At 57.5% G+C, this 19,751-nt stretch carries 21 protein-coding genes and 1 riboswitch; of the genes, 15 read left to right on the top strand and 6 right to left on the bottom strand.

The annotated features are described in order from the left end of the window. The first annotated feature begins 164 nt into the window (after positions 1–164). Both ED661_RS06750 and ED661_RS06745 read left to right on the top strand, forming a co-directional pair. Positions 165–593, top strand: coding sequence for a peptidylprolyl isomerase (locus tag ED661_RS06750; RefSeq protein WP_122073127.1), 429 nt, complete (start codon positions 165–167; stop codon positions 591–593). A gap of 116 nt (positions 594–709) precedes the next feature. After that, a complete protein-coding gene (locus ED661_RS06745; protein ID WP_122073126.1) occupies positions 710–1,783 on the top strand; it encodes a nitronate monooxygenase family protein in 1,074 nt (357 codons plus the stop codon). 61 nt (positions 1,784–1,844) lie between these two features. Here the strand turns inward: ED661_RS06745 and ED661_RS06740 are convergent, their stop codons facing one another. From ED661_RS06740 to fabA, 4 genes are all read right to left on the bottom strand, one after another. Next, positions 1,845–2,636 carry an enoyl-ACP reductase gene (locus ED661_RS06740; protein ID WP_122073125.1) on the bottom strand — a complete coding sequence of 264 codons (792 nt, stop codon included), beginning with the start codon at positions 2,634–2,636 and terminating at the stop codon, positions 1,845–1,847. A 7-nt stretch (positions 2,637–2,643) separates the two neighbouring features. After that, positions 2,644–3,873, bottom strand: coding sequence for a beta-ketoacyl-ACP synthase I (gene fabB, locus ED661_RS06735; protein ID WP_122073124.1), 1,230 nt, complete (start codon positions 3,871–3,873; stop codon positions 2,644–2,646). Between the two features lie 142 nt (positions 3,874–4,015). Beyond that, entirely contained in the window at positions 4,016–4,522 is a 507-nt protein-coding gene (locus tag ED661_RS21885) for a hypothetical protein (RefSeq protein ID WP_162930064.1), read from the bottom strand. A 158-nt stretch (positions 4,523–4,680) separates the two neighbouring features. Further along, on the bottom strand, positions 4,681–5,190 hold the full coding sequence (gene fabA / locus ED661_RS06730; protein ID WP_122073123.1) for a bifunctional 3-hydroxydecanoyl-ACP dehydratase/trans-2-decenoyl-ACP isomerase: 510 nt from the start codon (positions 5,188–5,190) through the stop codon (positions 4,681–4,683). Positions 5,191–5,401: 211 nt separating this feature from the next. Here fabA and irr point away from each other — a divergent pair, with 211 nt between their 5' ends. After that, positions 5,402–5,818 carry a Fur family transcriptional regulator Irr gene (gene irr, locus ED661_RS06725; protein WP_122073362.1) on the top strand — a complete coding sequence of 139 codons (417 nt, stop codon included), beginning with the start codon at positions 5,402–5,404 and terminating at the stop codon, positions 5,816–5,818. Between the two features lie 10 nt (positions 5,819–5,828). On the opposite strand, the gene ED661_RS06720 is transcribed toward irr, so the two are convergent. Then, positions 5,829–6,728, bottom strand: coding sequence for a LysR family transcriptional regulator (locus ED661_RS06720; protein WP_122073122.1), 900 nt, complete (start codon positions 6,726–6,728; stop codon positions 5,829–5,831). A 164-nt stretch (positions 6,729–6,892) separates the two neighbouring features. Here ED661_RS06720 and ED661_RS06715 point away from each other — a divergent pair, with 164 nt between their 5' ends. Next, positions 6,893–7,690: a phytanoyl-CoA dioxygenase family protein gene (locus tag ED661_RS06715; RefSeq protein ID WP_122073121.1), complete on the top strand. Its 798-nt coding sequence runs from the start codon at positions 6,893–6,895 to the stop codon at positions 7,688–7,690. 123 nt (positions 7,691–7,813) lie between these two features. On the opposite strand, the gene ED661_RS06710 is transcribed toward ED661_RS06715, so the two are convergent. After that, positions 7,814–8,683: a glycosyltransferase family 2 protein gene (locus tag ED661_RS06710; RefSeq protein WP_122073120.1), complete on the bottom strand. Its 870-nt coding sequence runs from the start codon at positions 8,681–8,683 to the stop codon at positions 7,814–7,816. A gap of 138 nt (positions 8,684–8,821) precedes the next feature. Here ED661_RS06710 and miaB point away from each other — a divergent pair, with 138 nt between their 5' ends. The 11 genes from miaB to ED661_RS06655 all read left to right on the top strand — a co-directional run bounded on the left by miaB (position 8,822) and on the right by ED661_RS06655 (position 19,695). Next, on the top strand, positions 8,822–10,144 hold the full coding sequence (miaB, locus tag ED661_RS06705) for a tRNA (N6-isopentenyl adenosine(37)-C2)-methylthiotransferase MiaB (RefSeq protein WP_122073361.1): 1,323 nt from the start codon (positions 8,822–8,824) through the stop codon (positions 10,142–10,144). A 361-nt stretch (positions 10,145–10,505) separates the two neighbouring features. After that, positions 10,506–11,072 (top strand): OmpA family protein, encoded by a 567-nt coding sequence (locus ED661_RS06700; RefSeq protein WP_122073119.1) that lies wholly within the window; start codon positions 10,506–10,508, stop codon positions 11,070–11,072. Positions 11,073–11,086: 14 nt separating this feature from the next. After that, the gene (locus ED661_RS06695; protein WP_122073360.1) at positions 11,087–11,392 is read left to right on the top strand and encodes a hypothetical protein; all 306 of its coding nucleotides are present in this window, start codon (positions 11,087–11,089) and stop codon (positions 11,390–11,392) included. 163 nt (positions 11,393–11,555) lie between these two features. Beyond that, positions 11,556–12,563, top strand: a complete 1,008-nt coding sequence (locus ED661_RS06690) for a PhoH family protein (protein WP_122073118.1) — start codon at positions 11,556–11,558, stop codon at positions 12,561–12,563. A gap of 69 nt (positions 12,564–12,632) precedes the next feature. Beyond that, positions 12,633–13,145 (top strand): rRNA maturation RNase YbeY, encoded by a 513-nt coding sequence (gene ybeY / locus ED661_RS06685; protein WP_122073117.1) that lies wholly within the window; start codon positions 12,633–12,635, stop codon positions 13,143–13,145. A 22-nt stretch (positions 13,146–13,167) separates the two neighbouring features. Next, complete coding sequence (locus ED661_RS06680; RefSeq protein WP_122073116.1) at positions 13,168–14,070, top strand: hemolysin family protein; 903 nt, start codon at positions 13,168–13,170, stop codon at positions 14,068–14,070. Positions 14,071–14,090: 20 nt separating this feature from the next. Then, positions 14,091–15,662 (top strand): apolipoprotein N-acyltransferase, encoded by a 1,572-nt coding sequence (lnt, locus tag ED661_RS06675; RefSeq protein ID WP_371412413.1) that lies wholly within the window; start codon positions 14,091–14,093, stop codon positions 15,660–15,662. Between the two features lie 61 nt (positions 15,663–15,723). After that, a riboswitch (SAM-SAH riboswitch) is annotated at positions 15,724–15,772 on the top strand. A gap of 6 nt (positions 15,773–15,778) precedes the next feature. Further along, positions 15,779–16,960, top strand: coding sequence for a methionine adenosyltransferase (gene metK, locus ED661_RS06670; protein WP_122073115.1), 1,182 nt, complete (start codon positions 15,779–15,781; stop codon positions 16,958–16,960). 107 nt (positions 16,961–17,067) lie between these two features. After that, positions 17,068–17,928: a bile acid:sodium symporter family protein gene (locus ED661_RS06665; RefSeq protein WP_122073114.1), complete on the top strand. Its 861-nt coding sequence runs from the start codon at positions 17,068–17,070 to the stop codon at positions 17,926–17,928. A 120-nt stretch (positions 17,929–18,048) separates the two neighbouring features. Next, complete coding sequence (locus tag ED661_RS06660) at positions 18,049–18,771, top strand: hypothetical protein (protein WP_254054782.1); 723 nt, start codon at positions 18,049–18,051, stop codon at positions 18,769–18,771. Positions 18,772–18,918: 147 nt separating this feature from the next. After that, positions 18,919–19,695, top strand: coding sequence for a tRNA (guanosine(46)-N(7))-methyltransferase TrmB (locus tag ED661_RS06655; RefSeq protein ID WP_122073112.1), 777 nt, complete (start codon positions 18,919–18,921; stop codon positions 19,693–19,695). Positions 19,696–19,751 lie beyond the last annotated feature (56 nt).

The raw sequence follows: 19,751 nt of genomic DNA, 5'->3' as shown, positions 1-19,751 counted from the left end.
CGCGAACTTGTGATGGATACAATTCTCACTCGGATCTCAGAGGTCCGCAGGGAGGGGTCCCTATTTCCCAGACAAGGCAGGCCAAAAGGCGCCTGCGCCTTTACTTCGCCACCGTTAACTGTAGGGTGCCGGCCACTGTAACTTGTACATAGACTGGAGGTCACATGACCGAGGTAAAGAACGGCGATACCGTCCGCATTCACTATACGGGCACCCTAACAGATGGCTCTGTCTTTGACAGCTCCGAAGGACGGGATCCGCTGGAGTTCACTGTGGGCTCTGGTCAGGTGATTGCAGGCATGGATGCCGGGCTGCCGGGCATGGTTGTTGGCGATAAAAAGCGCCTCGAAATTCCAGCAGCGGATGCCTATGGCCCGCTGAACCCCGAGGCCCGTCAAGCGATCCCGCGCGAAGGCATTCCTGATGATATCCCGCTGGAGCTGGGCACTCAGTTGCAGATGCAAAGCCCCGAAGGCCATGTGCTGCCGGTAACTGTTGTTGAAGTCACTGACTCCACCGTGACCCTGGATGCCAACCACCAGCTGGCGGGTAAGGACCTGAACTTTGACATCGAGCTGGTCTCGATCGGGTAATCCCGCGATTGATCGTATTTTGCAGGGGCCAGTAGAAACACTGGCCCCTTCTCTTTGTCTTGCCTTCGGCTGCTGATCTGGTTTTCTGTGCTTGGAACGGGGCAGGAGTATAGGTCATGCAGGGGCAGAGTATCACAGCGCGGATCGGGATTGACTGGCCGATCTTTCAGGCGCCAATGGCGGGGGTCAGTACCCCTGCGATGGCTGCCGCCGTGAGCGAGGCTGGGGGGCTGGGCGCGTTGGGCATTGGGGCCGCCACGCCCGAACAGGCCCGCAAGATGATCCGCGCCACCCGTGCACTGACCGATAAGCCCTTCAACATAAATGTGTTTTGCCACAGGCCCGCGCAGGCGGATGCAGCGATCGAGGCGTCCTGGCTTGACCGGCTTGCGCCTTTGTTTGCGCGCTTTGGCGCTGCCCCACCTCAAAGGCTTTCTGAAATCTATACCAGCTTCTGTGTGGATTCTGCCGCCCAGCAGATGCTGTTGGACGAAGCCCCGCCTGTGGTGAGTTTTCATTTTGGCCTGCCAGATAAAGCGCTCATCAAGGCGCTGAAAGCCAAGGGGATCTTGCTTATGGCCACAGCCACCTCGCCGGACGAAGGGCGGGCCATTCAGGCGGCAGGTATTGATGCGGTTGTGGCGCAGGGCTGGGAGGCCGGGGGGCATCGTGGCATCTTTGACCCGGAGGCTGAGGATCCGCAGCAAAGCACATGGGATCTGACGGTTGCGCTGGTCGCTGGGCTGGACATCCCGGTGATTGCTGCCGGTGGTTTGATGACGGGCGGTGATATCGCCCATGCCCTGCAACTGGGTGCAAGTGCAGCGCAGTTGGGAACCGCCTTTGTGGGCAGTGACGAAAGCCAGGCGGATCAGGGGTATCGTGATGCTCTGGCTGCTGCAGCTGAAGCGGGAACGCGTATGACAGCTGCGATCTCTGGTCGATCGGCCCGCTGTCTGGTCAATGGTTTTACCTCTTGGGCCGAGGCACAGGGGGGAGCGCAGATCCCGGACTACCCCATTGCCTATGATGCAGGCAAAGCCCTGAATGCGGCGGCCAAATCGGCAGGCGATACAGGCTTTGGAGCGCAATGGGCAGGCAAGGGGGCAGCAGGCTCACGTCCGATGGCAAGCGGTGAAATGCTGCGGCTTTTAGTGCAGGAAATGCAGGCGGCGCAGGGGCAGCGCTAACCTGCCAAAGCAAAAGGCGCCCCAAAAGGAGCGCCTTTTTAATCTGTCTTGCCGACCCGTTTTACAGGTGATCCGGCTGGGGCATGCCCAGCACATGAAAACCGCCATCGACGCGGATGATCTCGCCACTGGTGCAGGCCCCTGCATCTGAGGCCAGATAGACAGCGGTGCCGCCAACGGCCTCAAGCGTTGCATTGTCACGCATTGGCGCGTTTTGTGCCGTGTGCTTGAATGTCTTGCGTGCACCGCCAATGGCGGCACCCGCCAGAGTCTTCATCGGGCCGGGGGAGATCGCATTGACGCGGATCCCTTCGGGGCCGAGGTCATTGGCCAGATAGCGGGTTGCGCTTTCCAATGCGGCCTTGGCCACGCCCATGACGTTATAGTTGGGCACCACTCGGTTGGAGCCCTGATAGGTCAGGGTCAGCAGGGTGCCGCCCTTGTCCTTCATCAAAGGATAGGCCCGACGCGCCACCTCGATAAAGGAATAGGCCGAGATATCCATCGAGTTCTTGAAGTTGGCGCGGCTGGTATCCAGGAAGCGCCCCGTCAGCTCGGATTTGTCCGAATAGGCGATGGCATGGACAACAAAGTCAATCGTCGGCCAACGCTCGCCCAGCTGCGCGAATGCGGCATCCAGCGAGGCATCATCGGTGACGTCCACATCGACCATAAAATCGCTGCCAACGCTTTGTGCCAGTGGCTCCAGGCGTTTGCCAAAGGCTTCACCCTGATAGGTGAAGGCCAGTTCGGCACCGGCCTCTGCCATGGCCTTGGCAATGCCCCAGGCGATAGAGCGATCATTGGCAACGCCCATGATCAAGCCGCGTTTGCCCGTCAAAATTCCAGACATTGTTGGGTTATCCTTTGTATTTGCTCAAAACCATCGATCCATTGGTGCCGCCAAAGCCAAAGCTGTTGGTCATGACACAATCGAGGCCTGCGTTTTCTACGAGCTCGGTGGCAATCTCGCCGGGCAGGATGCCCTCGGCCAGGGTGTCCACATTGATCGAAGGGGTGATGAAATCATTGTCCAGCATCAACAGGCAAAAAATTGCCTCCAATGCGCCGGCAGCGCCCTGGGCGTGACCGGTCATGGATTTGGTTGAAGATACCGGCGGGGTCTGGCCTTCGCCAAAGACGCGGCGCACGGCCTCCACTTCACCAACATCGCCAACGGGGGTCGAGGTGCCGTGGGCGTTGATATAGCTGACCTTGCGCCCTTCGGGCAGGGTGGACAGCGCCAGACGCATGGCCCGCTCACCACCTTCGCCGGATGGGGCAACCATATCGTGGCCATCGGAGGTGGCGGCATAGCCGACCACTTCGGCATAGATCTTGGCACCGCGCGCCAGCGCATGATCGAGATCTTCCAGCACCACGATGCCGCCACCGCCGGAGATGACAAAACCGTCGCGGTCCTGATCAAAGGCACGGCTGGCCGCCGCTGGGTCGTCGTTTTTCTTGGAAGACATCGCACCCATGGCGTCAAACAGGCAGGACAGGGTCCAGTCCAGCTCTTCGCCGCCGCCGGCAAACATCACGTCTTGCTTGCCCATCATGATCTGCTCTGCAGCATTGCCGATGCAGTGCAGCGAGGTGGAACAGGCCGAGGTGATGGAATAGTTGATGCCCTTGATCTTGAAGGCCGTCGCCAGGTTGGCCGAAATGGTCGAGGACATGCATTTTGGCACCGCAAAAGGCCCGATACGCTTGGTCGCGCCGGTTTTTTCCACCACCTGATGCGCCGTCAACATGGCAGAGGTCGACGGACCACCAGAGCCCGCCACCAGACCGGTGCGCTCATTGACGACCTGATCGTCAGAGAGGCCCGCATCGGCAATGGCCTGGCTCATGGCGATATGGGCATAGGCGGCACCTGGCCCCATGAAGCGCAGCGCGCGTTTGTCGACATGTTCCTTGATGTCGATCTTCAGCGTGCCGGCGACCTGGCTGCGAAAGCCGTGCTCGGTCATTTCCGGGCTGGCAACGATGCCGGATTTCCCCGCTTTCAACGCGGCGATGACTTCTTCGGTGTTGTTTCCGATGGAGGAGACGATCCCCAGACCGGTGACGACGACACGACGCATACGTGCACTCCCTTGTTTGCTTATGTCTTAGTATGCATTGCGAAGCAGAGGTGCAAGATGGCATGGCGGTGTGGTGCAGGTCGAGAGCTGGCATTGCGGACATTTAGCATAGCAGGAAAATTAGGGGGGATTCACAAAACACCTATGGCCCGTCAGGAAGTTCAAGTTCGGGTGCTTGGTCCGCTAAAGTAAAGCTAATTTTCTGCCCGCCACTAAGGTGCGAGTTTTCAATGAAACGACCTAGGTAGCTCATATCTTGATAATACGGGGACATTTTGCCGAGAGACTCATGAACAATAGTATTCTTGAGGCAGGAAACTTTAGGTGTGGTGTCGAACTCCAAAGGTTCGAGTGTAAAGCTAAAGCACCACCCTTGACCTTCATGTATGACATAAGCCCCTGAAGTGTGGCGATATAAATTAGATCCACGCCACCATCCAGTATCCGACATCAACTCCTTGGATATCCGCTCCCCGTTATATTCAACGGACACTTGTCGCGTCCAATCGCTATGCAATCCAAACATAGGAGAGATCGACATAGTAATTTCTGGCCCAGAACCTAACGTCGCTTTTGCATGATACGATCGAGGCCAGAAAAGAAAAATGCCAACTGAACCAATACAAAGAGCGAAAAGCCATTTCTTCAAAGTCAGTTCTCCACAAAACAATCCGATAGCTAATCTAACTGACAAAATTCGGCGTCTCCTGATGGATGCCGTGTAGTCGGTTTGGGCTCGAAGCGGACATACCTCAACAAAAAAGAGGCCCAGAGGCCTCTTCTTCAGTCTCAAGCTCTCCGAGCAAATTAGGCCTCGGACAGAACGACCTTCATGTCCTTGACGTCATAGATCATCTCGCCATCGGCTTCGACGATACCATCCGCAACGCCCATGGTCAGGCGGCGGGTCTGGATCGCCTTTTTGAAGTCGATCTTATAGGTCAGCATCTTGCGCTCGGGGCGGACCATGCCGGTGAGCTTTACTTCGCCCACGCCCACGGCCATGCCGCGGCCCTTCCAGCCGCGCCAGCCGAGGTTGAAGCCGGTGAGCTGCCACAATCCATCCAGGCCCAGGCAGCCTGGCATGATGGGGTTGCCGGGGAAGTGGCAGTCAAAGAACCACAGCTCAGGCGTGATATCGAATTCGGCCAGGATGTGACCCTTGCCGTGGGCACCACCATCGGCGCTGACCTCGGTGATGCGGTCCATCATCAACATTGGCGGCGCTGGGAGCTGGGCATTGCCGGGGCCAAACAGCTCTCCGCGGGCACATTTCAACAGATCGTCTTTGTCAAAGCTGCTGGGGTAATCGGCCATGCTGGCACGTCTCCTGCCTGAGGTGTTTCATGTCTTTTTCCTCCTGTAGCACCCGGCTTACAGGTCCTGCAAGAGCAGTGAGCCATGCGGCGCAGGGTGATGGTGTCACAGGCGCGCGCCGCTGAGCTTCACAGGAAATGGGAATTCTGTTTGAAAAATGCAATTCATTCGCAGTATAAACACCAATAGCAACGCGATGCAGGATCCGCACATGACGCCAAACAGCGAAGACCTGGCAACAAATTGGTTGGTGAATGCCGGCCTGCGCCCAACCCGTCAACGGCTGGCCCTGGCGGAGCTTTTGGTGGGCGATGGCAACCATCGTCATGTCACCGCTGAAAGCCTGTTTGGCGCGGCAAAAACCAAGGGAACAGCCGTTTCTCTGGCCACTGTCTACAACACGCTGCGGGCCTTTTGTGAGGCCGGGGTGTTGCAGGAAATCACTGTGGATGGGTCAAAAAGCTACTTTGACACCAATACCCATGATCACCCGCATTTTTATTGGGAGGACGGCAACCGGGTGACCGATGCGCCTTCTGATCAATTGGTAATCAAGAGCCTGCCAGAGGCCCCAGAGGGCATGGAGATTGCCTCGGTGGATGTGGTCATACGTCTGCGCAAAGTCTGATACTAAGTCCTTAGCCGTTCTGCCCCAGTGCTTTTGAGAGCAGGTCTATGGCGCGGGCCAGGGGCGAATCGGTCTTTGGGGTGCCGTGGCTGGCGACAATCACCGGCTCTAGTGCAAAAGAATCGCTGATTGGGATACTCACTAGTGCTTTGCCATCGTAGCTTTGGTTGATAGGCGGGGCGCTATAGCTGATGCCAATCCCCTCGCCATTGGCGGCGAGACTGCGCAGAACCTCTAGTGAGGCCGCGCGATGGGCAATGCGGGGTGTCAGATCGATGGTTTTGAACAGCCCCAGCATATGTTGCACCGATAGCCCCTCCTGCGACAGCACCAGCGGCACGTCGGCCAGTTGAGCCAGCGACAGGCTGCGGTACTGTGCCAGGGCATGGTCTGGCGGCATCAGGGCTTGCGGCGCGCGCCTGTCGATCACCCGCCGGTCAAATCCGGCATCCAGCCCCAGATCATAGGTGACCGCGAGATCGATCTCTCCCTGTAGCAACCCCTCTGTGAGCTGGGAAAACCCGAGCATTCGCGGGTTCACAGTCAGGTCAGGAAAGGCCTGGCGCAGGCAGCTCAGGGCTGGGGCCAGAACAAAGGGTGCCAGATCGGAAAAGCAGCCAATGACCAGATTTTGCAGAACCGGACTAGCGCCATTGGGGGCCTCCAGCTGAGCGGCCTGATCCACCAGATTTTGCGCGGCCTTGGCAAAGTCGCGCCCCTGTGGGGTGAGCGTGAGCGGGGCCCCCCGGCGGCGCACAAACAGCGCTTGCCCCAGGTGATCCTCGATCCGTGCCAGTGCGGTGGAGAGCGCGGGTTGGCTGACATGCAGGGCCTCTGCGGCTGCAGAGAGGCTGCCGTGCTGGGCAACGGCACAGGTATATTCGTAGTGGCGCAGGGTTAGATATAGCATGAGATTATGGCTATATTAGAAATATATTATTTGAAACTAACATTCAGGAACGGCAGGGTCGGCGCAGCAAAAATACATCTTTTGACTGTAGCTAGATTTCGCAATGTCAGGCCTTCAAGGGTCCGACGAGCTGGCTGGTTGCTTTAACTTAGACGGAGATCCGCATGGTGCACCCTCTCATCACTCAAGACCATATTGACGAGTTCCAGCGCGATGGCGTTGTTTTGATCAAGGGGCTGTTCAAAGATCAGGTCGATCAGCTGCGCCGTGGCGTGGAGCAGAACATGGCGGAACCCGGCCCCTATGCGTCAAACAATGAAAAGGCGGGCCAGACCGGGCGGTTTTTTGACGATTATTGCAACTGGCCGCGCATTGCTGATTTTGAGGCGGCGATCAAGACCTCGCCGGTGGCAGAGGTCGCTGCTGACCTGATGCAATCAGACCGCGTGCAGATGTTCCACGACCATGTTCTGGTGAAGGAGCCCGGGACTTCAATGGCAACACCTTGGCATCAGGACGGGCCCTATTATTTTGTCGAAGGGGATCAGACAGTAAGTTTTTGGTCGCCCTTGGATCCGGTGAAAAATGCCGCCCTGCGCTGTGTAGCTGGATCGCATAAATGGGAAAAGGAAGTCCTGCCGACGCGCTGGGTTTCGGAGGAAGATTTCTTTGCCGATGAGGGGCAGTATATGGCGGTGCCTGATCCCGAAGCCGAAGGCATGACCATTCTTGAGTGGGAAATGGCGCCGGGGGATGCGGTTGCTTTCAACTATAAAACCCTGCACGGCGCCCGTGCCAATACCAGCGAAACCCGTCGTCGGGCGTTTTCCTTGCGGCTGGTAGGCGATGATGCGCGCTATGTGGAGCGGCCTGGCCCAACTTCGCCGCCCTATCCTGGGCATGAGATGCAGCCGGGGCAGCGCTTGCGGGAGGACTGGTTCCCGGTGCTGTTGCAGCGGTAACCTGCATCGGAAGAGATCAAAGGGGAGGGGGCGCTGCCCCCTCTTGCGCCTGAGGGGCGCAATTCACCCCCGGGATATTTGGGGCCAAATGAAAGCAAGGGGGGAGCCAGGGTTCTGGGTGTTTTAGAACCATTGTCCAGGTTCCATCAGGCCAAGGTCCAGCAATTGCCGGGAGTGCCAGTCAAAGGGGGTTGAGTTGTGCCAGCGAAAACTGTCGATGGCGAAGTCAGATCCTGGATTGCGTTTGAGCGCCTTGGCGGTGCGGAAGGAACAGATTGCGGCCGTCAGGTTGTGATGCCAGGGGCAGGCGTAGGTATTGTATTCTTGATCGTTGAAGGTGTGATCTTGTTGCAGTTCCAGGCCCTCCTGGACCTGGAAAAGGGAAATTCTGTCGATCTTACGGCTGGCCCAGGGGATATGTTCCTCATGGCGCCAGCGGACGCCGCCAAAGAAATCCAATTGTCTTTCACGCGGTCCTTTGGTGGTCTCGTCCCAGCGGGCCTGGGCGTAGTAGCCCGATTTGTCGAGAAAGGCGCTTTCCAGTGAGACCGCACTGGGGTGTTGTTGCAGGTCACCTGCATAGAGGTCGATCACATAGGTCAGCATCGCCGAGCGCCGCTCTTCGGTGTGGAAGGTGAGCATCTCTGCCACTGTCCGGGTTTCACAGAAAGGGAAAAACAGAAATTCGGCATTGTAGCAGTAATAGAGCCAGCAGCCCGGCTGCGCGGCTGTTATGATCTGATTGACGGCTTTGAAGACATTTTCGGGGGCGCTGCAGTCAAAAGGGACACGGTGGATTCTGGATTTGATGTCGCGCGGCAAATCAAAGGCATCCGGCATCAGCGCAACAACCGCTTTAAAGCCCGATTGCAGATGATGTCGCAGGGTTGTGGCCACTTCGACATCGTCTTCGACAAAGATCAGCGCCACCGGGCCTTTCACCAGTAGGGCCCTTTGTTGTTTGAGAAAATCTTCCAGCGAAGAATACATCATGTTCTTGTGTCTCTGACCTAGTGTTGCCGTTCTGGCATTTGCCTCTAAAATCGGTTAATCCCGCCTGCATTGCAAGCTGCGAGATTTGCCGTTATGGCAGGCCGTTGTTCCCGATCCCTGCTGGAAGGCATTACAGATATGACTGCGCCCAAGAAGCTGTTTATCAAGACCTATGGCTGTCAGATGAATGTCTATGACAGTGAACGCATGGCCGAAGCGCTGGGCGGGCAGGGCTATACAGAAGCCAAATCGGCAGATGAGGCAGATATGATCCTGCTCAACACCTGCCATATTCGCGAAAAAGCTGCCGAAAAGGTCTATTCCGAGCTTGGCCGGTTCAAAAAGCTGAAAGCAGCAAAACCGGATCTGAAGATCGGCGTAGCGGGCTGTGTAGCCCAGGCCGAGGGGCAGGAAATCATGCGTCGCCAGCCTTTGGTGGATCTGGTGGTTGGCCCGCAGAGCTATCACCGCCTGCCAGAGATGGAAGAAAAGGCGCAGACCGGGGAGAAGGTGCTGGACACCGATTTTCCCGAAGAGGACAAGTTTGAGCAGCTCAAGCGCCGCCCCAAAGCAAAGCGCGGCCCGACGGCGTTTTTGACCGTACAGGAAGGCTGCGACAAGTTCTGTGCCTTTTGTGTGGTGCCCTATACGCGCGGGGCCGAAGTTTCGCGCCCGGCGGATCGCATCCTGACCGAGGCGCGCGATCTGGTGGAGCGCGGTGTGCGGGAAATCACCCTGTTGGGGCAGAATGTGAATGCCTATCACGGCGCGGGTGCCAATGGCGATCTGACCCTGGCACAGCTGATCTGGGAGCTGGATAAGGTCGATGGATTGGAGCGTATCCGCTTTACCACCAGCCACCCCAACGACATGATGGATGACCTGATCGAGGCACATGGCACCTGCAAGAAGCTGATGCCCTATCTGCATCTGCCGGTGCAGGCGGGCTCGGATAAGATCCTGAAGCGGATGAACCGCAGCCATACCGCAGAGAGCTATCTGCGCTTGCTGGAGCGGATCCGTGCGGCGCGGCCGGATATTCTGATCTCCGGCGACTTTATCGTAGGCTTCCCTGAGGAGACGGAAGAGGACTTCCAGGCGACGTTGGATCTGGTGGAAGAAGTGAAATATGGTACCGCCTATTCCTTCAAATACTCGACCCGCCCCGGCACCCCTGCCGCAGAGCGTCCGCAGGTGGACCCCGCTGAGGCCGACGATAGATTGCAGCGTTTGCAGGCTCTGTTGACACGCCAGCAGCGGGAAATTCAGGACAGTATGGTGGGGCGCGAGGTTGGCGTTCTGTTTGAAAAACCTGGTCGTCAAGCGGGTCAGATGCTGGGGAAATCAGACTATCTGCATGCGGTTCACGTCGCGAATTGTGATCGTCAGGCCGGTGATCTGGCGCGGGTGCGTATCGTTTCTTCGCGTACAAATTCGCTGGCGGGGGAGTTGATCGACTAGCGAGACGCAGGTTTGTTGGGGCATTTGGGCGTCGGATCCGTTCTGATTGGATAAACGTCTGGGCCAGAGGCGATTCTTTTTGCCGCCGGCTGTGGTTTGATTTCACTGGGAAAACCAATTTTCCCATCGGCTGTTTTTGCAGAGTGAGTCATAATTGCAGCGCTCTTGGCGACAATTTTAACAAAACAGTATGAGTGTTGCCTGAAAGCGCATAATCTTGCGAAAAGCCTGCAAGGGCAGGGGCTGTTTTTGCGAAAAATCCGTTTGAATTGCTGCTGATAACCTGAGTGTTAAGAATTTAGACGCAAGCTTCCCCGGACGGCATCCCTGGGGGGGCTTTGGTGAAGGAAATCTGGTTGTGATGACATCTAATGCAAAAAACATGTTCGCACTGGTGGTCGCTGCCGTGGCCGCGGTGAGCCTGTCGACGGGTTCGGTTCAGGCGCAGCAGCGCACAGTTGTTGGCGAGCGCTATGTTCCGACCATCTGGGTTGACCCTGACGGTTGCGAGCACTGGGTCATGGATGACGGCGCCGAAGGTTTTATGACGCCGCATGTGATGCCAGATGGCAAACCTGTTTGCCGTCGTGGCAATCTCTGTGGTGTGATGGAGACGGATCAGTTCTTTGCGACTGACAAGCATTACATCAACGCTGCAGGTAAGACGCGTTTGAAAGAGTTCTTCAACTCGAATAAGGGCAACGTGCGCCATTTTGTGATCGCCGGTCATACCGACAGCCGTGCTTCGGACGAGTATAATATCCGCTTGTCGCAGCGTCGTGCCAATGCGGTTGCGGGTGTTGCCAGATCGGTAGGCGCGCGGATCGCTGATATTCGCGCTTATGGTGAACGTGATCCTCGAGTTCCCAATACCAGTGCTGCTAACATGGCGAAGAACCGTCGCGTCGAAATCTATTGCTTGCGCTAAAGAAGGACATCAAGATGCACCTAATCAAAGCAACCGTGCTGTCCCTTGCACTGACCGCTGTGGCAGCCTGTGAAGTCACTCATGACAAAACCCGTGATCAACACGCGGGGGACGGGTCAAACAGCCATCTGTCGAATATGACTGCGGGAATCTGGGTTGATCCGCAGGGCTGTGAGCACTGGATCATTGATGATGGCCTCGAAGGCTATGCTGACCTGCGGCGCACCCCCGATGGCAAGCCCGTCTGCAACAGTCCGCTGCCGCGCAATGTTGCAACTGGCCCGTTCAAGGATGGCTCGAGCCTCCCGGATTCTCTCTAAGGCTCTAGTGCCTTTTGAAATCTTATGGGATTATGATATGGTCGCTCCGATTGGGGCGGCCTTTTTTGTCTCATTTGCGTGAATTTACGGGCCGCCTGCTTGCGCCTGCCGGATGGCAGATGCAGACTGAGGGGAGAAACACCAAACACAGGAGCCCCCCCCATTGGCCACAAGCGCCCGGATCCAGCCACCGACCACCAGCAGTACGCATGAGGTGCTGCTTGAATTTCCTGACAACCGCCTGCTGATTGATCTTTGCGGTGAATATGATCGCAACCTGACTGAGATCGAGCAGAAGATCGGAGTACAGATTGTCCGCCGGGGCAACCAGCTTTCGGTTCTGGGGGAGGGGGCGCTGCGTGATCAGGCTGCTGAAGTGCTGATTGCGCTCTATGACCGCTTGGAGACGGGGCGCAGTGTTGAACATGGCGACGTTGATCGCGAGCTGCGCATGGGCCATTCCGAGGATGGGGATGCTGACGATCAGCTGGAGATGTTCAAGGGTGGCCCTGTCGAGATCAAGACCCGCAAAAAGCTGGTAGAGCCACGCACTGACGCGCAAAAGGCCTATGTGCGCTCTTTGTTTGAGCATGAGCTGGCCTTTGGCATTGGTCCTGCAGGCACGGGTAAGACTTATCTGGCGGTAGCTGTCGGGGTGAACCTGTTTATCACCGGCCAGGTTGATAAGATCATTCTGTCGCGCCCTGCCGTCGAGGCCGGAGAGAAACTTGGCTATCTGCCGGGCGACATGAAAGACAAGGTCGATCCCTATATGCAGCCGCTCTATGACGCGCTGAATGATTTCCTTCCGGGCAAGCAATTGGCAAAACTGCTGGAGGAAAAGCAGATCGAGATCGCGCCTCTGGCCTTTATGCGGGGGCGGACACTCTCCAATGCCTTTGTGGTTCTGGATGAGGCGCAGAATGCCACCTCGATGCAGATGAAGATGTTCCTGACCCGTCTGGGCGAAGGCTCACGCATGGTGGTGACCGGCGACCGGACCCAGGTGGATCTGCCGCGTGGGGTCACCTCTGGACTGGCGGATGCGGAACGGCTGTTGGCGCCGATCTCCAAGATCAGCTTTAATTACTTCACCGCGCGTGACGTTGTGCGACATCCGCTTGTCGCCGCCATCATCGAGGCCTATGACGCCGAGACACCCCCAGCCTGAACAAAGGCGAGAGGCGGCGAGGTTTTGGTAGGCGGCGCAGTAGTGCTGTGATGTGAGGGTGACGGCGAAATGGCTTTGGAGATCACAATCGAGGACAGTCGCTGGCAACAGGCTGGGCTGGAAGAATTGGCACATCAGGCGGTTATCGCAACGCTTGGGCATTTTGATCTTGATCCTGATGAATGTGAAATAGCTCTGCTGGCCTGCGATGATGATCAGATCGCGGAACTGAACGCAGAATTCCGTGAAAAACCAGTCGCGACCAATGTGCTGAGCTGGCCCGCAGGGGATCTGGCCGCATCTGAGCCGGGCGGAAAACCCGTCGCACCGCAGGCGGATTTCACCGGCGAGATCCCGCTGGGCGATATCGCCATTGCCTACGATACCTGTAAACGCGAAGCTCTTGCCGCAAAAATGCCCTTAGCTGATCATTTGCGCCATTTGATCGTTCACGGAGTGTTGCATCTTTTGGGCTATGATCACATTAGCGACCTTGACGCCACAGTGATGGAGGGCTTGGAAGTCGAGATACTTGGCAATATGGGTCTGGATGACCCATATACAGTGGATGACAGCCTCTAGCGGGGCATTTTGGATAGGACAGATGGGCGATATAGAAGGCAGTTCTAACGCGGCGCATGGCGCGCTGCAGAACATTAGCAGCACTGCGGCAGAAGCCGGCACTGCTCAACGACCAGGTTTCTGGGAGCGCATTTTTGGCTCCCTGGCGCCGGATGCACCCATGCAGCAGCCTCAGGTGGAGCCGGAGGGGCCAAACCTTGAGCCGCAGTCACATGGGATGATGAATCTGCGCCGTATGCGGGTGGAGGATGTGGCCATTCCCTCGGCTGAAATTCTCTCGGTTTCGGTTTCCATTGATCGCGATGATCTGGTGCAGGTTTTCCGCGATAGCGGTTATACCCGGATCCCTGTTTATGAGGGCACCCTGGATACGCCTTTGGGCTTTGCCCATCTCAAGGATTTTGCCCTGACACATGGGTTCAATGGCGGCAGCAAGCCGTTTGAGCTGTCCCAGATGCTGCGTCCCTTGCTCTTTGTCCCCCCCTCGATGCCAATTGGGGTGTTGTTGGCCAAGATGCAGGCAGAACGTCGCCATATGGCCTTGGTGATCGACGAATATGGCGGCGTCGACGGCTTGGTGACGATTGAAGACCTGATCGAGCAGGTCATCGGTGAGATCGAAGACGAACACGACCCCGGCGAAGATCAGACCTGGTATCAGGAAAAAGCCGGCTGCTATATCGCTCTGGCCCGTACGCCCCTGGCTGAGTTTGAGACCGAGGTTGGCCAGTCGCTGACCCGGCACGAAGATGTTGACGGTGAAGAGATCGAGACGCTTGGCGGTCTGGTCTTTATGCTGTCTGGCCGGGTGCCCGCACGCGGAGAGGTCATTGTGCACCCCGATGGGCCGGAATTCGAAGTCATGGACGCCGACCCACGCCGCATCAAGCGATTGCGGGTGATGATGCCGGACCCCGCCGCGTGAGGAGCGGCCTGAGGAGTGGCCTGTGGGCTAGGTGCCTGCGGGCAGCAGGGCAGAGGTCAAGCTGGGTTGCAGCGTTTTCGGCCTTTGGTCTGGGGGCGCTGCTGTCAGTTTCACTGGCCCCGCTGCATTTCCTGTTGAGTCTACCGCTGGCGCTTGGCGGCTTGGGAGTGCTGGCGCTTTGGGCGCGATCTCCGCTGCAGGCCTCGGTAATTGGATGGCTCGCAGGGCTGGGGTATTTCAGTTTTGGGCTGTCCTGGATTGTTGAACCCTTTCAAGTTGATGCTGCGCGCTATGCCTGGATGGCACCGTTTGCGCTGGTGTTTCTGGCGGCTGGATTGGCACTTTTTTGGGCCCTGAGTTTTGGACTGGCTGCACGCTGGAGCACAGGCACGGAGCTGGGCCGCAAACAGGATGGCAGGCGTCTGGTGCTTTTGCTGGGGCTTTGGTCTTTGGCGGAGTTTGCCCGGGCCTATCTCTTTACCGGGTTTCCCTGGGCAGGGTTTGGACAGTTCTGGATCAATACGCCAGCGGCACAGTTGCTGCCCTGGATCGGCGAGCAGGGGTTGGCCCTGCTGACCCTCGCGGCAACACTGCCACTTGCGCTTGTGCGCAGGCGGCCCCTGCTGGCGGTCTCTCCGTTACTGCTGACCACCTTGGCGGGCTATGCCTTGCCACGAACCGCGGCGCCGGAAATGACCTCCCATCTGGTGCGACTGGTTCAGCCCAACGCGCCACAGGCGGAAAAATGGCTGCCGGAGCGGCGCTGGGATTTTGTCCGCCGTGCGATTGAGCTGAGCGAGACAGGTGGATACCCGGTTGCTCAGAACGCAGAGCTATCTGCTCTTGCCGCAAAATTCGTGCCAGATCTGATCATCTGGCCAGAAACCTCGGTGCCGCAGCTGTTGCACAACGCCAGCGATACGCTTTCTGCCATATCTGAACGGGTTGCAGGAACGCCGGTCCTGTTGGGGATCCAGCGTCGCGAAGAGGGGCGGTATTACAACTCAGCTGTTTTGGTGGATGCAGGAGGGCGTGTGGATCAGATCTACGACAAGGCTCATCTGGTGCCCTTTGGGGAATATGTGCCCTTTGGTGATCTGATGGCTCGGTTTGGGATCTATGGTTTTGCAGCACAAAGTGGCGCGGGCTATTCCGCTGGCCCGGGTGCAGTTCTGATGGATTTGGGAATTGGCCAGGCTCTGCCATTGATTTGCTATGAGGCGGTGTTTGCCAGGGATGTACTTGCCGCTCCGTCGCGTCCCGATATGCTGATCCAGATTACCAATGATGCCTGGTTTGGCACCCGTTCCGGTCCGTATCAGCACCTGGTACAGGCCCGCATGCGTGCAGCTGAGCAGGGGCTGCCGATGTTACGTGCGGCCAATACCGGGATCACCGCGATGATCGATCCTTTTGGGCGGCTGCGGGAAAAAATTGCACTGGGTGAGGCAGGGGCGATTGATGCCTTTGTACCCAAACCACTGGCGGCAACTCTCTACAGCCGCACCGGAGATTGGCCGGTGTTTTTGCTCTGTATCCTAGTGGTTTTGGGGGCGGTCAATAAGCGGCGAAAAAATGCCAAAGGCTCATAGCGAATTAACGTTTGCCGATTAGTGTTTGACCTCTCGATCAACCCCGCGTACTTGGTACTATCTCCTCTCACAACGGCTTCCTGACGTGACGAGGTTAACCCAATGGAGCATTTTTCATGTCTCGTAAGAATTTTACTTTCACTTCGGAATCCGTTTCCGAGGGCCACCCGGATAAGGTTTGTGACCGGATCTCGGATGCTGTTCTGGACGCATTTCTGGCCGAAGAACCAGAAGCCCGCGTTGCAGCCGAAACCTTTGCAACCACCAATCGCGTCGTAATTGGCGGCGAGGTGGGCCTTTCCGATCAGGATAAGCTGCACGACTACATGGGGCGGATCGACGCGATCACCCGCGCCTGTATTAAAGATATCGGCTATGAACAGGACAAATTCCACCACGAGACCGTGGAAGTCACCAACCTGCTGCACGAGCAGTCCGCCCATATTGCCCAGGGTGTTGATGCCTCGGCTGACAAAGACGAAGGCGCAGGCGATCAGGGTATCATGTTTGGCTATGCCACCACTGAAACCCCACAGCTGATGCCTGCCCCTATTCAATACAGCCACGCAGTTCTGCGCCGCCTTGCCGAGGTGCGCAAGAATGGTACTGAGCCTGCCCTGGGTCCTGATGCCAAGTCGCAGCTGTCGGTGGTCTATGAAAATGGCAAACCCGTACGTGTGAGCTCGCTGGTGCTGTCGACCCAGCATCTGGATGCAAGCCTGAGTTCCGCCGATATCCGCGCCATTGTTGCCCCCTATTTCCATGAAGTCCTGCCCGAGGGCTGGTTGACGGATGAAACCACTTGGCACGTAAACCCGACTGGCAAATTTGTCATCGGTGGTCCTGATGGGGATGCGGGCCTGACGGGCCGCAAAATTATCGTCGACACCTATGGTGGCGCGGCGCCACATGGCGGCGGAGCCTTCTCTGGCAAAGACCCAACCAAGGTTGACCGCTCGGCGGCCTATGCAGCGCGCTATCTGGCGAAAAACGTTGTCGCTGCGGGCATGGCTGAAAAATGCACCATCCAGCTGTCCTATGCGATTGGCGTTTCCAAGCCGCTGTCGATCTACGCCGATACCCACGGTACCGGTGAAGTTGCTCCGGCAGCCATTGAAAAGGCAATTGATCAGACAATGGATCTGACCCCGCGCGGCATTCGTCAGCACCTGGGCCTGAACAAACCGATCTATCAGCGCACCGCAGCCTATGGCCATTTTGGCCGTGAGCCCGATGCCGATGGCGGTTTCAGCTGGGAGCGCACCGATCTGGTCGAAGCGCTGAAAAAAGCGGTCTAAGCCAGTCCATAGCTTAAACGCAGGGGTCAAAGCCTTCCGTCAGGGAAGCTTTGGCCCTTTTGCCGTTTTGTGTCACGGTTTGTCCTGAATGAGGGAGGAATTGCCGGATGCTGATCGATGTGGCGCTGCCGTTGTCGCTGGCCTTTATCATGTTTTCATTGGGCTATGGGTTGACTCTGGCTGATTTTGGCCGGGTATTTGCCATGCCAAAGGCCGTACTGGCCGGCGTTTTTTTGCAGGTCGTCGCGGTTCCTGCTGTGGCGTTTCTGGCGCTTATGCTGGTTGAATTGCCGCCCGCATTGGCTTTTGGCGTCATGCTGCTGTCCTTTTGCCCTGGCGGGGTGACCTCCAATATCCTGACAAAACTTGCAGGCGGGACCGTTGCGCTATCGATTACCCTGACGGCGATTGTCAGCCTGCTCTCTGTGCTCACGGTGCCGGTGCTGATCCTCTGGGCCGCCACGCGGTTTCTGGGGAATACTGCGCCGCAGATCGATGTGACCAGTATTGCGGTTTCGATGTTTGCAATTACAGCTGTACCGGTGGGGATTGGCCTGCTGGTCCGTAATCTGAAGGCAGAGTTTGCAATCCGCACCGAAAAGACAGTCTCGCTGATTGCAACTGTGTTGTTTGTCGTCATCGTGGGGGTGGCGCTGACCAGCAATTGGCAGCTGTTTGTCGATAGCATCGGCCAGCTGGGTCCGATCCTGATCGGTTTGAATGTGGCCCTCCTGCTGCTGGGAAGGATCAGTGCCTCAGCTCTGGGGCTAACCGGCAGTGACGGGCTATGCATCTCGATCGAGATGGGGGTGCAAAACGCGGCCCTTGGAATTGCGGTTGCCGGTCTTGTGGCACAGGTGGGGGGCATTCCCGACTATGCTATCCCAGCTGCGGTTTATGGGATCACCATGTATATCGTGACCATCCCGGGGATGTTTGTACTGCGGGCAATTTTTTCCAAGAGCTGATTTGGGTCTTCAGGGCCCGGGCCGCCAATGCTGGGCCATGGTGGCATCAATTTGTACTTTGCCAACAGCCCCTGCACGAGTCATGCTGGGGGCTGGACCTGTAACTGACTTGGGTAGGACATGATGATCCCTTCGACGATCCGATTCCTTGCCACTGCCTCGCTGGCGTTCGCGCCCCTGCCGCTTCTGGCAAAGGAGCCGCTGTCGGAGAAATTCGAAGTCCAGGGCTCTGTGTTGATTTATGATACCGAAAAAAACAACGGCGAGATCGCGGATGAAGATATTCGGGCGCTGAACAGGTCCTTGCGAAAGCACGTTGAGGTCAAGGAATTGCACCTCAACAGCAGCGGCGGCAGCGTCCATGCCGGGACCGAGATGGCGGAGCTGGTGATAAAATACAGTCTTGACACCTATGTAGAGGGCGAATGCACCAGTGCCTGTGTGGATGTCTTTCTGGCTGGCAATCGGCGGCATATGGCCCGGGGGGCCAAAATTGGCTTTCATCAGCGCAGCTGGGCAGCCGAAGCGGTGCAGCGATTTTACCGAAGTAACCGAAGTCACAATCGATGGGATACACCCTTTGAATTTGGGTCTTGGATCTATGCCGACACCCAGTCAGAAATCCATGCCCATCAGCTCTATATGATTTCGCGCGGGGTGGATCCCGGTTTTGTTGTCGAAACACTGAAGGCCGAAGCTAGCGAAGTCTGGTATCCCACTCACGAAGAGCTACAGGCTGCTGGGGTGCTGCGCGAGGCAGTGCCTGGGGTTGTTGCGCGGCCGCGCCAGCCCTTGGTGAATCCTCAGCAGGCACCACTGGTGGAGCTGGAGAAGAAGAAGTAGCGCAGGCATTCTTAAACTGGTGGCTCTCTTGACCTGCGGCGCTGCTTGCGGCAGATGAGCGGCCAACTGCGCACGGGCCTTGTCTGTAAAGGTCGCTTTGATCACTTCTGACCAAAGTCGGCGCCTGAACAAAGGAAGTGCCCTGCCATGGCCGAGAAGAAGACGCCCCTTGAGGCTGGTAAAGACACTGGCCCAGAAAGCGGTGCCCCGGAAAACGGCGCCCATGTGAGTGGCGCGCCCTGGCGCAACTTTTATGGCCGGTTCAGCGGTAAAACCCTCAAGGACAGTCAGCGACGTTATCTGGCAGAAGATCTCGAAGCACTAAGCCCCGGCGCTGTCGGCTGGGAGGAAAACCCGGATCGCACGCCGCTGGATCTCGACGCCTTGTTTGGCGGTCGCGACACCTGGCTTGAGGTGGGTTTTGGCGGTGGCGAGCATCTGGTGCATCAGGCCAGCAATAACCCGGATGTGGGCATCATCGGGGCCGAGCCCTTTATCAATGGGGTTGCCATGCTGCTTGGCAAAATCCGCAAGGCAGGCTGTGAAAATATCGCGGTGCATCCTGGCGATGCGCGTGATCTGATGGATGTGATCCCGCCGCAATCCATTGCCAAGGCCTTTCTGCTCTATCCTGATCCCTGGCCAAAAAACCGCCATCATCGTCGTCGCTTTGTGACCCAGGAACATCTGGAACCGCTGGCGCGCTGTCTCAAACCCGGTGCGATCTTTCGGGTGGCCACGGATATTCCCGACTATGTGCGCCAGACCCTGGAAGAGGTGCCAAAAGCCGGTTTTGAATGGCTCGCCTCTGAGGCGGCTGATTGGCGTGAGCCCTGGGGAGATTGGATCTCCACCCGCTATGAGCAAAAGGCCCTGCGCGAAGGCCGCACCCCGACCTATCTGACGTTCCGCCGCCTCGGATAGACTGAGACTGCCCGAGAAGGATCGGTGCTGGACGCTGGGGGCGCAATTCGTTACCG

The sequence above is a fragment of the Pseudophaeobacter sp. EL27 genome (genome assembly GCF_900313025.1).
Taxonomy (GTDB): domain Bacteria; phylum Pseudomonadota; class Alphaproteobacteria; order Rhodobacterales; family Rhodobacteraceae; genus Pseudophaeobacter.
This window is presented reverse-complemented; position numbering and strand designations above follow the sequence as displayed.

Bases quoted from the DNA above. Each gene is read 5' to 3' on its own strand.
- ED661_RS06750 (WP_122073127.1), top strand. From the start codon at position 165: ATGACCGAGGTAAAGAACGGCGATACCGTCCGCATTCACTATACGGGC.
- ED661_RS06745 (WP_122073126.1), top strand. From the start codon at position 710: ATGCAGGGGCAGAGTATCACAGCGCGGATCGGGATTGACTGGCCGATC.
- ED661_RS06740 (WP_122073125.1), bottom strand. From the start codon at position 2,636: ATGTCTGGAATTTTGACGGGCAAACGCGGCTTGATCATGGGCGTTGCC.
- fabB (WP_122073124.1), bottom strand. From the start codon at position 3,873: ATGCGTCGTGTCGTCGTCACCGGTCTGGGGATCGTCTCCTCCATCGGA.
- fabA (WP_122073123.1), bottom strand. From the start codon at position 5,190: ATGGCCGATTACCCCAGCAGCTTTGACAAAGACGATCTGTTGAAATGT.
- irr (WP_122073362.1), top strand. From the start codon at position 5,402: ATGACGCCAAACAGCGAAGACCTGGCAACAAATTGGTTGGTGAATGCC.
- ED661_RS06720 (WP_122073122.1), bottom strand. From the start codon at position 6,728: ATGCTATATCTAACCCTGCGCCACTACGAATATACCTGTGCCGTTGCC.
- ED661_RS06715 (WP_122073121.1), top strand. From the start codon at position 6,893: ATGGTGCACCCTCTCATCACTCAAGACCATATTGACGAGTTCCAGCGC.
- ED661_RS06710 (WP_122073120.1), bottom strand. From the start codon at position 8,683: ATGATGTATTCTTCGCTGGAAGATTTTCTCAAACAACAAAGGGCCCTA.
- miaB (WP_122073361.1), top strand. From the start codon at position 8,822: ATGACTGCGCCCAAGAAGCTGTTTATCAAGACCTATGGCTGTCAGATG.
- ED661_RS06700 (WP_122073119.1), top strand. From the start codon at position 10,506: ATGACATCTAATGCAAAAAACATGTTCGCACTGGTGGTCGCTGCCGTG.
- ED661_RS06695 (WP_122073360.1), top strand. From the start codon at position 11,087: ATGCACCTAATCAAAGCAACCGTGCTGTCCCTTGCACTGACCGCTGTG.
- ybeY (WP_122073117.1), top strand. From the start codon at position 12,633: ATGGCTTTGGAGATCACAATCGAGGACAGTCGCTGGCAACAGGCTGGG.
- ED661_RS06680 (WP_122073116.1), top strand. From the start codon at position 13,168: ATGGGCGATATAGAAGGCAGTTCTAACGCGGCGCATGGCGCGCTGCAG.
- metK (WP_122073115.1), top strand. From the start codon at position 15,779: ATGTCTCGTAAGAATTTTACTTTCACTTCGGAATCCGTTTCCGAGGGC.
- ED661_RS06665 (WP_122073114.1), top strand. From the start codon at position 17,068: ATGCTGATCGATGTGGCGCTGCCGTTGTCGCTGGCCTTTATCATGTTT.
- ED661_RS06660 (WP_254054782.1), top strand. From the start codon at position 18,049: ATGATGATCCCTTCGACGATCCGATTCCTTGCCACTGCCTCGCTGGCG.
- ED661_RS06655 (WP_122073112.1), top strand. From the start codon at position 18,919: ATGGCCGAGAAGAAGACGCCCCTTGAGGCTGGTAAAGACACTGGCCCA.